Origin of the sequence: Pelagibius litoralis, from assembly GCF_011683915.1 — a bacterium.
Taxonomy (GTDB): Bacteria; Pseudomonadota; Alphaproteobacteria; order Kiloniellales; family Kiloniellaceae; genus Pelagibius; species Pelagibius litoralis.
The window spans coordinates 193524-207453 of sequence record NZ_JAAQPH010000008.1 but is presented as its reverse complement, the minus strand read 5'-3'; the positions used below and the strand labels follow the sequence as shown (position 1 = coordinate 207453).

Annotated in this window: 9 protein-coding genes; 7 read left to right on the top strand and 2 right to left on the bottom strand. The window is 61.8% G+C overall.

Features of this window, described 5'->3' with window-relative positions; all coding sequences use genetic code 11:
- Positions 1-18 precede the first annotated feature (18 nt).
- Genes HBA54_RS12450 through HBA54_RS12440 form a run of 3 tightly spaced genes read left to right on the top strand, consistent with a single transcriptional unit; the run spans position 19 to position 2781 of the window.
- Positions 19-579: a TRAP transporter small permease subunit gene (locus tag HBA54_RS12450; RefSeq protein WP_167224937.1), complete on the top strand. Its 561-nt coding sequence runs from the start codon at positions 19-21 to the stop codon at positions 577-579.
- A complete protein-coding gene (locus tag HBA54_RS12445; RefSeq protein WP_167224935.1) occupies positions 576-1883 on the top strand; it encodes a TRAP transporter large permease in 1308 nt (435 codons plus the stop codon). The genes HBA54_RS12450 and HBA54_RS12445 overlap by 4 nt, the downstream gene beginning before the upstream one ends.
- 10 nt (positions 1884-1893) lie before the next feature.
- Complete coding sequence (locus HBA54_RS12440; protein ID WP_167224933.1) at positions 1894-2781, top strand: dioxygenase family protein; 888 nt, start codon at positions 1894-1896, stop codon at positions 2779-2781.
- Positions 2782-2801: 20 nt separating this feature from the next.
- On the opposite strand, the gene HBA54_RS12435 is transcribed toward HBA54_RS12440, so the two are convergent.
- A complete protein-coding gene (locus tag HBA54_RS12435; RefSeq protein WP_167224930.1) occupies positions 2802-3500 on the bottom strand; it encodes a GntR family transcriptional regulator in 699 nt (232 codons plus the stop codon).
- Between the two features lie 247 nt (positions 3501-3747).
- On the opposite strand from HBA54_RS12435, the gene HBA54_RS12430 reads away from it, so the two are divergent.
- The 3 genes from HBA54_RS12430 (at position 3748) to HBA54_RS12420 (ending at position 7237) form a co-directional block, all read left to right on the top strand.
- Positions 3748-4674 carry a TAXI family TRAP transporter solute-binding subunit gene (locus tag HBA54_RS12430; protein WP_167224927.1) on the top strand — a complete coding sequence of 309 codons (927 nt, stop codon included), beginning with the start codon at positions 3748-3750 and terminating at the stop codon, positions 4672-4674.
- Positions 4675-4768: 94 nt separating this feature from the next.
- The gene (locus HBA54_RS12425) at positions 4769-6643 is read left to right on the top strand and encodes a TRAP transporter permease (RefSeq protein ID WP_205944612.1); all 1875 of its coding nucleotides are present in this window, start codon (positions 4769-4771) and stop codon (positions 6641-6643) included.
- Between the two features lie 18 nt (positions 6644-6661).
- The gene (locus HBA54_RS12420; protein ID WP_167224925.1) at positions 6662-7237 is read left to right on the top strand and encodes a cupin domain-containing protein; all 576 of its coding nucleotides are present in this window, start codon (positions 6662-6664) and stop codon (positions 7235-7237) included.
- A 454-nt stretch (positions 7238-7691) separates the two neighbouring features.
- Here the strand turns inward: HBA54_RS12420 and HBA54_RS12415 are convergent, their stop codons facing one another.
- Complete coding sequence (locus HBA54_RS12415) at positions 7692-8165, bottom strand: MarR family winged helix-turn-helix transcriptional regulator (RefSeq protein ID WP_167224923.1); 474 nt, start codon at positions 8163-8165, stop codon at positions 7692-7694.
- 418 nt (positions 8166-8583) lie between these two features.
- Here HBA54_RS12415 and HBA54_RS12410 point away from each other — a divergent pair, with 418 nt between their 5' ends.
- Positions 8584-13929: a DUF5801 repeats-in-toxin domain-containing protein gene (locus tag HBA54_RS12410; RefSeq protein ID WP_167224921.1), complete on the top strand. Its 5346-nt coding sequence runs from the start codon at positions 8584-8586 to the stop codon at positions 13927-13929.
- Position 13930 lies beyond the last annotated feature (1 nt).

The window sequence follows — 13930 nt, the reverse complement described above, 5'->3', positions numbered from 1 at the left end:
AACGGGCGGCTGTAAAACATGCCCCACGTGCTTTCCATCGCTGCGCACGCAGTCTCTAAACTGGTCAATGGCATTGCCGTTGGTGCGAATGCCGCCGGCACCCTCGTCGTGCTGCTTCTTGTGCTGGTCGTGAACTATGACGTGGTGGCGCGGGGTGTTTTCAATGCCCCGTTCCTGGGGGCGGTCGAGGTCGTGCAGTTCTCCATGGTGTTAATTGTCTTTCTTCAACTGCCCGACGTGATCCGGGTCAACCGCCTGACCCGTTCCGACGGCTTCCTGACGGTCCTCGGCGTGAAATACCCGAAGGCGAGTTCCGCCATTCGCCGCGCCATCAATGCGCTTTCCGCCATGATGATGGCGCTGATCGCCATCGCAATATGGCCGGAATTTCTCGAGATGCTGGAGACCCGCGATTACTTCGGCATACCCGGGGTCTTCACCGCCCCCTGGTGGCCGGTAAAACTGGTGATCTTCTCAAGCGCGGCGCTTTGCCTGATTGTGTTTGTGATCAAGGTCATCGCGCCTGACAGGGACATCTCACCCGTAAGGGGCCCGGAACACGCCGAGGACCCGTCGTGACCCCGATCGAGATCGGCCTGGTCTCAGTCATCGCGATCATCGTGCTGGTCTACATCGGGGTTTACATCCCGATTGCGCTGGGGGTCGTTTCCTTTGTCTCCATCTGGCTGATGCGGGACAATTTCGACTTGGCGATGAACCTTTTGAAGATCGCCATCGGCGACAGCGTCATGGAGTACACCTTCGCGACCGTGCCGCTTTTCACCTTCATGGGCTTGGTCGTTTCCAAGGCGGGGCTGGGCACGGACATCTATCAGGTCATGAACGCCGGCTTTCGAAAAGTGAAAGGCGGGATCGGTATTGCAACGGTGGGCGCCAACGCGGTCTTCGCCGCGGTCACGGGGTCGTCCATTGCTTCGGCATCGGTTTTCGCAAAGGTCTCGGTACCGCAGATGCTGACCTACGACTATAACCCGCGCTTTGCTGTAGGCGTGGTCGCGGGCTCGTCGGTTCTTGGGATGATCATCCCGCCTTCTGCGATGCTGATTATCTATTCCTTTGTCGCTGAGCAATCGGTCGGGGACATGTTTATAGCGGGTATCCTGCCCGGCCTTCTGTTGGCAGCCGCCTATGTGATCGCGATCTGGACCATGGGTCGGGTGGCCCCGGCTTTCGTCGGCGGGCGTTCGGTGGGCGAAACCGAGTGGATGACGGCCCGTGAGATCGCCGGTAAAACGCTTCCCATCCTGCTGCTGATCGTCGTTGTCCTCGGCGGCATTTATACCGGTTGGCTCACCCCTGTCGAGGCGGGGGCAACCGGCGCTCTTTTGGGTCTGGCCATCGCCGCGCTGCGCAGGAAGATGACATTGAAGGCCTTCTGGGAGGCGCTCCTCGAAACCGGTCACATCACCGCCGCGATCCTCTTCCTGATCACGACCGCATCGATCTACAGCCGAATGCTGGGATTGGCCGGCTTGCCGAACGAACTGGGTGATATCCTGTCCCAGTCGCAGATGAGTTTTTTCTGGATCATGTTTATCTATGTTTGCCTTATGATCTTTCTGGGAACGCTTCTCGATACGGCGTCCATCATCCTGATTGTCGTGCCGCTGTTCCTTCCGCTGGTCGAACCGATGGGGCTGTCGCTCGTTTGGTTCGGTATCATCACTGTTGTCGGTGCCGAGATCGGGCTTCTTACACCGCCGCTGGGCATATCCTGTTTCGTTATCAAAGCGACACTGAATGATGACCGCATCAGTCTGAAGGACGTTTTTATGGGCGCCTTTCCCTTTGCGGTCGTGATGCTGATCGTGCTCATCGCGTTGATCCGCTTCCCGTCGCTCAGCCTTGCCTTACTCAACTAAGGAGACCTCCATGCGAAACGTCACAAAGGAGAACATCACAGATGTTTTCATGGGGTATTTCGGAAAAGATACCGACCCGCGCCTGCTGGAGATCATGCAGAGCCTTGCCAACCACCTGCACGCCTTTGCCGTAGAGACCAAACTGACCCATGCCGAATGGCAGAAGGGGATCGCGTTTCTTGAATGGGCAGGGGATATCTCGGACAAGGAACGGCATGAATTTGTGTTGCTTTCCGATGTTCTGGGCCTGTCATCGCTTGTCGACATGGTGAACTCGGTGCCCGATGGCACATCCTCCAGCGTGTTGGGGCCGTTCCACATTACGGGAGCGCCACCCTTGAGTATTGGCGGAGACATGAAGCGGGACTATGAAGGAGAGATCCTGCTGGTCGAGGGTTTTGTGAAAGATCCCGATGGTGAGCCTATCGCGGGCGCCGAACTCGATATCTGGCAAACGGCACCGAACGGGCTCTATTCCAGCCAGGATCCGGCACAGGAAACCTACTCATTCCATGGCATTCAGACCACGGATGCAGATGGACGTTACGCCTTCACCACGGTAAAGCCGGTCAGCTACACGGTTCCGACGGACGGGCCGGCGGGTGAGATCCTGAACGCGACCGGCCGCCATCCCTGGCGTCCGTCCCATCTGCATTTCATCGTGAAGGCGGAGGGACACCGTCCTCTGGTGACAGAAGTGTTTCCCGACGATGACCCCTATCTTGACGAGGACACCGTGTTCGGCGTTCGCGACGATCTGGTGATGACCTATGTCGAACAGCCCGCGGGCAGCTTTCCCGCTGGTTTCGATCTCTCGGGGAAAGTCGACGGCCCCTATCTTCGTGTGGACTTTGACCTGGTTCTCACCCGCTTGCCGGCGGCCCGGCGAAACCCCTGAAACGGCGACTAGGTTGCCCGCTAGCGCTGTTCTGACGCGGTGCTGAACAGCCCGGTCAGGAACGCGCCGGTCTGCCGATAGTGATTAAGCAGCCGCTCGGACGCCAGATCCGCATTTCTTTCGATCGCCGCATTCAGGATGTCTTCGTGTTCCTTGGATACGTCGCGTTTTTTCTGATAGTTCAGCGATTTCCCGGCGAGGTAGCGATAGCGAATATTGAGGTCATAAAGCTGACTGCAGAATCTCAAGAGGATCGATGATCCGCAGTTGTCGAGCAGGGCCATATGGAAGGCCTTGTGGCGTTCTTCGAACCTTTCGATGTTGTCGCGGGATTCCCGGACCATTCTGTGATGGCTCAGGACCAGGCTTTCTTCCCATTGCTCGGAGGCGTTAGCGATGCTCTGACGCAGCGCCATATCTTCCAGCGAACACCGTAGCGCCAGGATCTCCTCGAAGTTCTCGAGGCTGGTAGCCGCCGTACGAAAGCCGCGTTGGTCAATCCGTTCCACCAACTGATCGGAGGTCAGAAGGCTCAGGGCCTCGCGGATCGGCGAGGCGCCCGTATCGAGCATCGACCGCAGGCTGTCGATCTTCAATTTCTCGCCGGGCGGCAGCTCGCCGACAACGATCATGCGCCTTATCGCCAGATAGGCCCTCTGCGTTGCCGAGGCGTCCTGGGTTGATGCTTCGGGAGAAGGAGAGAGGGTCTTGATGTTCATAGCGGCGAAATATCGAGTTTTTGCATCTTTTCCAATACAGTTCGCAACACTGGAAGCCCCCTGTCACTTCGCTGACCCTAAAGAATCGGCCCCTCAAGCCAGCGAATCCTAGCACATCTGGGCCCAATAACGTCATCTCATAGGCAATCTAAAACGATAAAATAATAAGTATATATAAAAAATCGATATTTTATTGAAATGTGACTCCCTGTCGTCTACTGTCTTTGGCAAATAAAGGGAGGATGTCATGAGAGTCTCACTGAAAGCTGCCGCACTTGCCGTTGCCGTCAGCCTGACGGCGGCGGGAGCGAGCGCTGAAGAGCTCAGAATTGGTACTGCCAGCCTGGGCGGCGCGTTCTATCCAATCGGTCAGGGCATTTCAAACCTGGTGAACAAGTATGCCGGTGATGGCCTTACGATGACTCCGGTGGTGACCGGCGGGTCGGTTCAGAACCCACGTCTGATCGACTCCAGCGAGGTCGAGATTGCAATCACCAACAACAATCTTGCAGTGCTCGCGCTGGCCGGCAAGGGTCCTTACAAGAGCGGTGCGATCGATTTGACTGCAGTCGCCGCGCTGCACCCGAGCATTTTGCACATGATTGTGCTTGAGGGCTCCGACATCCGGACATTCGAGGATATTAAAGGCAAGCGGGTTGCCATCGGGCCGGCAGGCGGTGGAACGCTTGGCTTCATGAACTTCCTTCTGCCCTTGCACGGGATGTCGATGGACGACATCACACCCAGCTTTTTGTCATACTCCGATGGCTTCAGCCAGCTGACCGACGGCAATGTCGATGCTGCTTTCGCACTGTCCGGCTATCCGGCCGGTGCCGTTATGCAGGCTGCTGCGGGCAGCAAGCTGCGATTCATCTCGTTCTCTGAGGGCAAGCTGGCCGAAGCGCTGGCCAAAAACGGCGCCTACAAGGCGGTCGAGGTTGCGTCCGAGGTTTATGGTACCGAGCAAGCCGGCAAGCTGATCGGCGTGAACAACGTGCTGGTTGTTTCCAGGACCATGGATGCCGACGTGGTCGAGAAGATCACTGCCGCGGTCTTTGACAACATCGAAGAGTTTCGCGCCGAGAATGCGAATGCCAAGCAAATCGATCCCGCCGACAGCCTGAAGCTGGCCATTCCGCTCCACGAAGGTGCGGCACGTTACTTCAAGAAGTAACGTGGTTTGTGCGAAGCGCCTTATCTAGAGGCGCCGCTGTCGATCCCGGGCAGGTCATCCGGGCCCTGACAACGAGAAGCTGGAGCGAGCGGCCGTGCATCGGTATTTCAAATCCGAGAACCTTCTCTTCCTGATCGCTCTCGGGTTTGGCGTCTACCACTTGATGGTGGTGTCGGGTCTTCTCGCGGTCTCCACGATGCAGACGCGGCTTGTGCATCTGATGCTGGCGCTCACGCTGGTCTTTGCGCTGAAGCCTCTGCGGCGGGACCTGTCGGGATCGCGCGCCGATCGCCTTGTTTCCTTTGTTCTCGTATTGGCGACCCTTGCTGCCAGTTTATGGCTGTTGGTTCGTTGGAAAGCCATCGCTTTCAGCGGCGGTCTGACCGAACCCGGGGATTTCTATGCCGGACTCGTCATCATTGTGGTTGTCTTTGAGGCTGCCCGGCGGGGCATCGGTCTGATCCTGGCCGGGATTACCCTGGTCTTTTTCTGCTATCCCTTTGTCAGTCCCTACCTGCCGGGTCTTTTGAACAGTCGGGGCTACAGCCTTGAGCGCATGGTGATCTTTCTGACCACCGACACGCAAGGCGTCTACGGCATCCCCATCGGCGTTGCGTCAACCTACATCATTGTCTTCACGATTTTCGGGGCATTGCTGTCCCGTTTTGGGGCCGGAGATTTCTTTTTTGCGCTGTCGGTTCGGCTGACTGCCGGGCTACGGGCGGCCAGCGCCAAGTCTGCGGTAATCTTTTCGACTCTGATCGGCATGGTGTCGGGCTCCGCCGCGGGCAATGTCGCCGTCACGGGAACGCTGACCATTCCGATCATGAAGCGGGAAGGCTATGCGCCGCACCAAGCCGGTGCGATCGAAGCCGTAGCCTCGACCGGCGGGCAACTGATGCCGCCTGTAATGGGGGCGGCGGCCTTCATCATGGCGGAAATCGTAGGGGTTCCCTATATATCGATTATGGGCGCGGGGCTTCTGCCGGCGATCCTGTTCTTTGGCTCGATCTTCTTCGTCGTTCACTTTCAGGCCGTCAAATCGGGCCTCGAGCCGGTTAAGATCGACGCCGAGGATGATCGTTCCACGCTGCGGGTGCTGATTGAGGGGTTTCCCTTCATCGCCTCCTTCGGAACCCTGATCGGGCTTATGCTTGCAGGCTATTCGCCCTTCAAGGCGTCACTCTGGGCCATGCTGGTTCTGATCGGTCTCGACCTGGCCTGGCAGAGAAAGTTCGATCTGGACTACGTCCGCAAGATCCTTGGCGGTATCGCCGAGGGCGCGCGGGGCGTTGTCACGATCTCGGCGGCCTGCGCCGCGGCGGGGATCATCTCGGGCACCCTCGGAATTACGGGGCTTGGGTCGAAGATTGCGGTCCTGATCGACATCGCTTCCGGCGGATACCTGCTTGTCGCGCTCTTTTTCACCATGGTCACCTCGATCATTCTGGGCATGGGGCTGCCGACGACGGCGGCTTACCTGATCCTGGCGACTGTCGTCGCACCCGCCTTGGTGAAGTTGGATGTGCCGATGCTGACGGCGCATTTCTTCGTCTTCTATTACGGCTGCATATCGACGATCACCCCGCCTGTCGCGCTGGCGGCCTATGTCGCCGGCGGTATCGCAAAGGCCGACGTCAACAAGGTCGGGTGGACCGCCGCGGCCTATGCCGTCACCAGCTTTTTCCTGCCCTTTGCCTTCGTTTTCGGACCCGGGCTTTTGCTGCAGGATGGCATCGGGGAGAACCTCCTGGCTGTCGTGACCGGGATCGTCGGGACCGGTGCTGTGGCGGCGGCGGTCATCGGGTGTCTCGCGCGACCTCTGAGCCCTTTTTCCAGGTGTCTTGCCTGTGCCGGCGGCGGTTGCCTGATCATACAGATCCCGGCGACAGCGCTTTTGGGCACGGTCCTTCTTTTGGGACTCATCGTGATTGAAAGCCGGTCCCTGCGGGCCGCTACGAAACTTTAGAACTCAGGAAAGCAAGCCATGGCCCAGAAATTCCGCCGCGTCGTCACCGGTCATGATGCCAAGGGCGTTGCCTGCGTGGTCTCGGACCAAGATGCCGGTCACATCCTTCAACGCCCGAACCGGCCAGGCGTAACCCTGACGAATTTCTGGCAGACCGACGGCACCCCGGCGGAGTACGACGCCGCCACGGAGACCTGCGATGGGCCTTTTGTCCTGCACCCTCCCGCAAACGGGACTGTTTTCAGGTGTGTCGAGTTTTTGCCTGAGGACCCGGAGGTTTTGGCGAGCTTGGACGGCAAGTCTGCCTTCGCCGAGATGGGGGCGGGCGCCAACATCGTCGAGGGCGCGCGCCACCCCTTCATGCACCGCACGGACAGTGTCGACTACGCCGTGATCCTCAAGGGCGAGATCTTTATGCTGCTTGATGAGGAGGAGGTGCGGCTCTCGGCAGGCGACATCGTGGTGCAGCGCGGCACCAATCACGCCTGGTCGAACCGCGGAACCGAACCCTGCGTGATCGCCTTTGTCCTGATCGACGGGGTGACGGATCGCGCGCTGGATGGTTCAGCGCGAACGGGAACCCCAAGCCGTTAGGCTCTGTGAGGGCACTGTCACACTGACAGGGGCCTTGATATGTAAGGGAAGGAACTGCAATCCAGCGATATCGTAGGACGCTTAATTTGGGCTATTTTCTGATGCTTAGTGATCATCAGATTGGCATTGCAAGTGAATGTCGGTTTCGGTGGTTGCGGGCCCCCGCAGCCAATAAATTTGTGCCGCGCCGCCGACGCCAAGGCCCCGTTTTAATCCGCAGCCTTCACCGATTTGAAGGACTTGCTCGGCGTTTGCCCGGATTCCTGGCGATCTCAGGTTCAATCTGAACCTTCGGGATATCGCCAACTTGTTTGCTGGGCAGGCTATAGATGTAAGTGACGAGATGGTATGCGGCTGGGCTCGCGCGTTTTGGAACAGTCGGCGACCCTCGGCATCTCGGCGCAGTGTTCGGCGACCTTGGCCGTCGGAAGTTGTATCTGCGCGGGGGGCAGGGTTATTGGTCAGTTGGCGTCTTGGATTCCTCGATACGGTTTTGGGCGTTGTGGCATGCTGCGGCGAAGGTCCTCAGCACTTCGGTGGCGACCTGCAGGCCCGCGGGGTCTGCACTCTGGAAGCTTTCCTTAATGGCGCGTCCGACCTGGCTGTAAAGGGCGTCGACGCGCGGGTAACTCCGATCCGGGATATTGACAAGCACCGACCGGCGGTCGGTGCTTGACCGGTGCCGTTCGACCAAGCCGACACGTTCAAGGCGGTCTACCAGCGCCGTTACCGAGCCGCTGGTGAGGTTTGCACGCCGGCCGATCTCGCTTGCCGACTGTGGCCCGTTCTCCAGAATGTTAAGGCAGCGCAGGTCGCTGCGATGGATCCCCAGCATTTTCGCTATCTGGTCCTCGACCAGATCCACGGCGGCATAGACCTCCCGGCTCGCCTGCGTGAGCTCTTCAAGAAGGGGATCCTGTTCATTCATTTAACTTGACCGTCAAGAATCTTTATGATCAATTCAAATTGCATCGTATCAGCCCTGAAGAGGTGCGTACACCGTGTTCCAACGCCTCAGATTGCCTCTGCCCGGTGCGGTGTACAAGGCGTGATGCTTTTGGCGGTGGAGCTCAAGGATTTAGCGTCTCGCATAAGTTTTTCTATTTGTAATTGTAGTTGTTTCAAGTGCCCATTTTGAGGAATTTATTACAATAGGCAACCAGTTGGCAGAGTTCTGAATTGCCTGCCGTAAGTAAATCCTAAAAATACGGCGTAGATAACGTCGATCTATCTTTCTGGCTGAATGGGCGCATTGAAATCGAGCGCACAGAAAAGAAATAACCTGCCCTCTTTTATTGGTCTTGCCAAATAAAGAGATGTCGAGGTCAAGTGGGAGACAGGTAGTGATGGACGACTTCAGTCGTAGCCATGAGGGTCAGGACGACCTCACGGACAAGTTTACCGAGAATACTTCAGAAACCGTGGGATTCGCCATTGGCGATGGCAGCGCGGTCCTGCTCGGCCAGGCCGGCGCGGTGGTGGACATCGCGCGCCCGGCGCCCGGCCAGACCGTCGAGGTCCAGGCTGTCGCCGGCCAGATCTACAACCTGAACTTCCCGCCGGATGGGGCGCAGGTGCAGGTGGAGGGCGCCAACTTCGTCCTGGTCTTCGACGACAACGACGACGGCATACCGGACAGCCAGATTGTCTTCCTCGATATGGTGACAGTGGTCGAGGGCGGCGATACCCCGACCTTCACCATGGCAGGCACGGAAGTGGGTGCGGACGTGCTGCTGAGCCAGGCCCTGGCGCTTGCCGGGTCCGGCGAGGCGGACCTCGAGACCGCCGCTGGCCCGGGCGCCCAGGGTGGTGGTGCGACGCAGTACAACGATGATCTGGGCGAGACTCTCGATCTCTTGGCGGCGGCGGTGGGCACGCTGGCAGGGGCCACCCCGACCGCCGTGGCGGGCGCGGCCGCCCTTCCCGAAAATGAGATTCCGGATTCGATCCCAACGGCGGAGAACAGCGCCCTTACTTTCGACGAAACGCCGGGAGTCGATGACGCCTCAGACGACACCGACCTGCCCGCCGGCATCGAAAGCACGCTTGCGGGTGCCTTTGACAACAGCTTTCCCGGCGCTGGCGGGCTGCCGGCGGTCACGGGGGCGGCCAACGGCAGCCTGACCTTCGATGCCAACCTCAACGGGCCGGCGCGGGCCGTTGATTTCTTAAGCTATGCCGATGTCGACAGCGGGCTCGACACCGGCGGCCGGGCGAACCCCGAAGATATCCTGCTGCGGACCGATCCCGATGACAGCCGCATTGTCTGGGGCATCGGCGCCGACAGCGGCGCGCCGGTCTTCGTCGCCTTCATTCCGGATTTCGAAGCCTTCGCCTCCGGCCCCGGCACGGCGGACTTCTGGTTCGTCACCTTCCAGCCGATCAACCACCCCGTGGCCGGGGCGGAAGACCCCGGCGCCACGCCGGACCCCTTCGACGAGGCGGTATTCCTGACGCTGCAATACGTGGTGACCGACAATGACGGCGACGTCTCGCCGCCCGCCACCATCACGCTGACCATCGAGGACGACGGTCCGGCGGCGGGTCTGGCCCTGCTGCCGGCTGCGGCGATCGTGGTTGACGAGAGCCTGGGGGAGAACCCCGGCGAGGACGAGAGCGTCAGCCTGGGCGCGGTGACGGTCCTGGCCGCCGATCTCTTCGTCGACTCTGCCGATGCCGGTACCGACGGCCAGGCGAGCAAGGTCTACACGCTGGAACTGGCGGCGGGCGCCAGCGGTCTGACCGACACGGCCTCCGGCGAGGCGGTCATCCTGGTCGACAACAACGGCGTGATCGAGGGCCGCACCGAGACCGGCGATGCGCTGGTTTTCACCGTCGCGGTCGATGCCGGCAGCGGCGACGTGACGATCACCCAGCTGCGCGCGCTGGAGCACGGCGATACCGGCAGCTCGGATGAGAGCGTGAGCCTGAACGGCGATCTGCTGTCGCTGGTGCAGACGGTGAGCGACGGCGACGGCGATGTCGACAGCGCCTCGGTCGACCTGGGCAGTGTGATCTCCTTCGAGGATGACGGTCCGGCGGCGGGCCTGGCCCTGCTGCCCGGCGCGGCGATCGTGGTTGACGAGAGCCTGGGGGAGAACCCCGGCGAGGACGAGAGCGTCAGCCTGGGCGCGGTGACGGTCCTGGGCACGGACCTTTTTACCGACAGCGCCGATGCCGGTGCCGACGGCCAGGCGAGCAAGGTCTACACGCTGGAACTGGCGGCGGGCGCGAGCGGTCTGACCGACACGGCTTCCGGCGAGGCGGTCATCCTGGTCGACAACAACGGCGTGATCGAGGGCCGCACCGAGACCGGCGATGCGCTGGTTTTCACCGTCGCGGTCGATGCCGGCAGCGGCGACGTGACGATCACCCAGCTGCGCGCGCTGGAGCACGGCGATACCGGCAGCTCGGATGAGAGCGTGAGCCTGAACGGCGATCTGCTGTCGCTGGTGCAGACGGTGAGCGACGGCGACGGCGATGCCGATGACGCCTCGGTCGACCTGGGCAGTGTGATCTCCTTCGAGGATGACGGCCCGGCGGCGGGCCTGGCCCTGCTGCCCGGCGCGGCGATCGTGGTGGACGAGAGCCTGGGGGAGAACCCGGGCGAGGACGAGACGGCAAGTCTGGGCGCGGTGACGGTCCTGGCCGCCGATCTCTTCGTCGACTCTGCCGATGCCGGTACCGACGGCCAGGCGAGCAAGGTCTACACGCTGGAACTGGCGGCGGGCGCGAGCGGCCTGACCGACACGGCTTCCGGCGAGGCGGTCATCCTGGTCGACAACAACGGCGTGATCGAGGGCCGCACCGAGACCGGCGATGCGCTGGTTTTCACCGTCGCGGTCGATGCCGGCAGCGGCGACGTGACGATCACCCAGCTGCGCGCGCTGGAGCACGGCGATACCGGCAGCTCGGATGAGAGCGTGAGCCTGAACGGCGATCTGCTGTCGCTGGTGCAGACGGTGAGCGACGGCGACGGCGATGCCGATGACGCCGCGGTGGAACTGGGTTCCCTGATCAGGTTCGAGGACGACGGGCCGGCGGTGACGGTAACGGCGAGCACGGTTGAGACCCTGTTGCACTTCGAGATGCCGGCCCCCGACGGCGATGCCGACGGCATCGCCTTTGCCGGCCTGTCGGAAGCGGTGCAGAACCGTTTCAACGCGGTCGAGAACCCCGGCGACGATCCGGATGCGGCCGGCAAGGATAACGGCGCGGTGGGTTTCGCTGCCAACGCCGGCGGCTTGATCACGGTGACCGCCGCCGACTTCGGCGCCGACGGACCGCTGGGCGGCGACGGACCGCTGGGCGGCGACGCCGATGCCGCGACCAGCTTCGCCCTGGCGATCAACGGCAACAACGGCTTGGTCGATTCCGGGCTCGACACCGCCGATGACCTGGATATCTATCTGTTCCTGCAAGCGGACGGGGTGGTGGTCGGCCGGGTCGATCAGGACGGCGATGGCAGCGCCGGGCCGGACGACCCGGCGGCTTTCGCCATTGCTGTCGATCCCGCCAGCGGCGCGATCTATCTGGCCCAGTGGCTGTTGCTGGCCCACGACAACAGCCCGGAGACCTTCGACCAGGCCATCGCCCTGGCCGCGGATGCGCTTCAGGTCGTGGTCACGCTGAGCGATGGCGACGGCGACCAGGTCCGCGCCGCCGCCGACATCGGCAACCTTGTCCAGTTCCAGGATAACGGCGCCATCGCCATCGCCCCGGTCATCGACCTGACCGGTCTGGGCAACCCCCAGGGATTTGTCATCCAGGGCGACGCGGACCGCGATCAGGCCGGCTGGAGCGTTTCCTCGGCGGGTGACGTAAATGGAGACGGCTTCGACGACCTCGTCGTCGGCGCGTTCGGTAATGACGGCGGCATCGGGGCGGCCTATGTGATCTTCGGCAAGGCGGAGGCCTTTGGGACCATCGACCTGGAGAACCCTCTGGACCCCACCGTCGGCTTCGTCATCCAAGGCGCTGCGTCGTTCAACTGGGCCGGCCGAAGCGTTTCCTCGGCCGGAGACGTCAATGGCGACGGCTTCGACGACCTCATCGTCGGCGCACCGCTTAACAACGACGCCGCGTTCTTTGCCGGCGCGGCCTATGTGGTCTTCGGCAAGGCGGATGGCTTTGGGACCATCGACCTGGCGAACCTGGCTGCGACGGATGGCTTCGTTATCCAGGGCGCCGATAGCGGCTACAGGACCGGCGGAAGCGTTTCCTCGGCCGGGGACGTCAACGGCGACGGCTTCGATGACGTGATCGTCGGCGCGCCCTATGGCGGCGGCTTGGCCGGGGCGGCCTATGTGATCTTCGGCAAGGCGGATGGCTTTGGGACCATCGACCTGGCGGACCCGCTGGCCTCCGCCGGCGGTTTCCTCATCGAGGGCCCTGTGGGGCGTAATATAGCCGGCGGAAGCGTTTCCTCTGCCGGGGATGTCAACGGTGACGGCTTCGATGACCTGATCGTTGGCGCGCCCGGAAGCGGCGGCTATGCCGGTGCGGCCTATGTGATCTTCGGCAAGGCGGGCGGATTCGGTGACATCGATCTGGCGAACCTCACTCCGACGGATGGATTCGTCATCCAGGGCGACGTTCCGGGCGACCAGGCCGGCGTGAGCGTTTCCTCAGTCGGGGACGTGAATGGCGACGGTTTCGACGACCTGATCGTCGGCGCCCACTATAACGACGAAGGGGGCACGAATGCCGGGGCGGCCTATGTGATCTTCGGCAAGGCCGAGGCCTTCGGGACCATCGACCTGGAGAACCCTCTGGACCCCGCTGTCGGCTTCGTCATCCGGGGCGCAGCGACGGACGACAGGGCCGGCTTGAGCGTTTCCTCGGCCGGTGACCTGAATGGCGACGGTTTCGACGACCTGATCGTCGGCGCGCCCCGTAATGACGACGGGGGGGACGATGCCGGGGCGGCCTATGTGGTTTTCGGCAAGGCCGATGGCTTCGGCTCGTCCGGAACGCCGGGGGTGCTCGACCTGGCGGCCCTCACTCAGGCCGAGGGTTTCGTCCTTCAGGGCGATGTGCCCGGTGACAGGGCCGGCTACAGCGTCTCCTCGGCCGGTGACCTGAATGGCGACGGCTTCGACGACCTGATCCTCGGTGCGCCGCGTAATGATGACGGCGGGACCGATGCCGGGGCGGTCTATGTGGTTTTCGGCGGCGCCTTCGGTAGCGGCGACACGCCGGTGACGACGACCGGGACCAGCGCACAGGAGATCCTGATCGGCGGCCGGGGCAACGACAGCCTGGCCGGCGGCGGCGGGGCCGACGTGATCCGCAGTGGGGCCGGCGACGACCTCTTGATCGTATCCGATACCGGCTTCGCGCGGATCGACGGCGGCAGCGGCTTCGACATCCTGGCACTGGACGGTGCGGATCTGGATCTCGACTTCACAGCCATCGACAGTTCCTCTCAAGTGACGGACATCGAGGCCATCGATCTCACCGGCAGCGGCAACAACACGCTCGCGCTGGATACCCAGGATCTGCTGCAGCTCTCCGACGAGACCAGCGACCTCTTCGTCTTCGGCGACACCGGCGACAGGGTGGCATTGACCGGCGACTTCAGCGCCGCCGGAACCGAGACCGTCGACGGCACCATCTACAACGTCTATACCTCCGCCGGGACCGAGGCCCGACTGCTGTCGGAAACCGACGTTACGGTCGAGATAAGCTAAG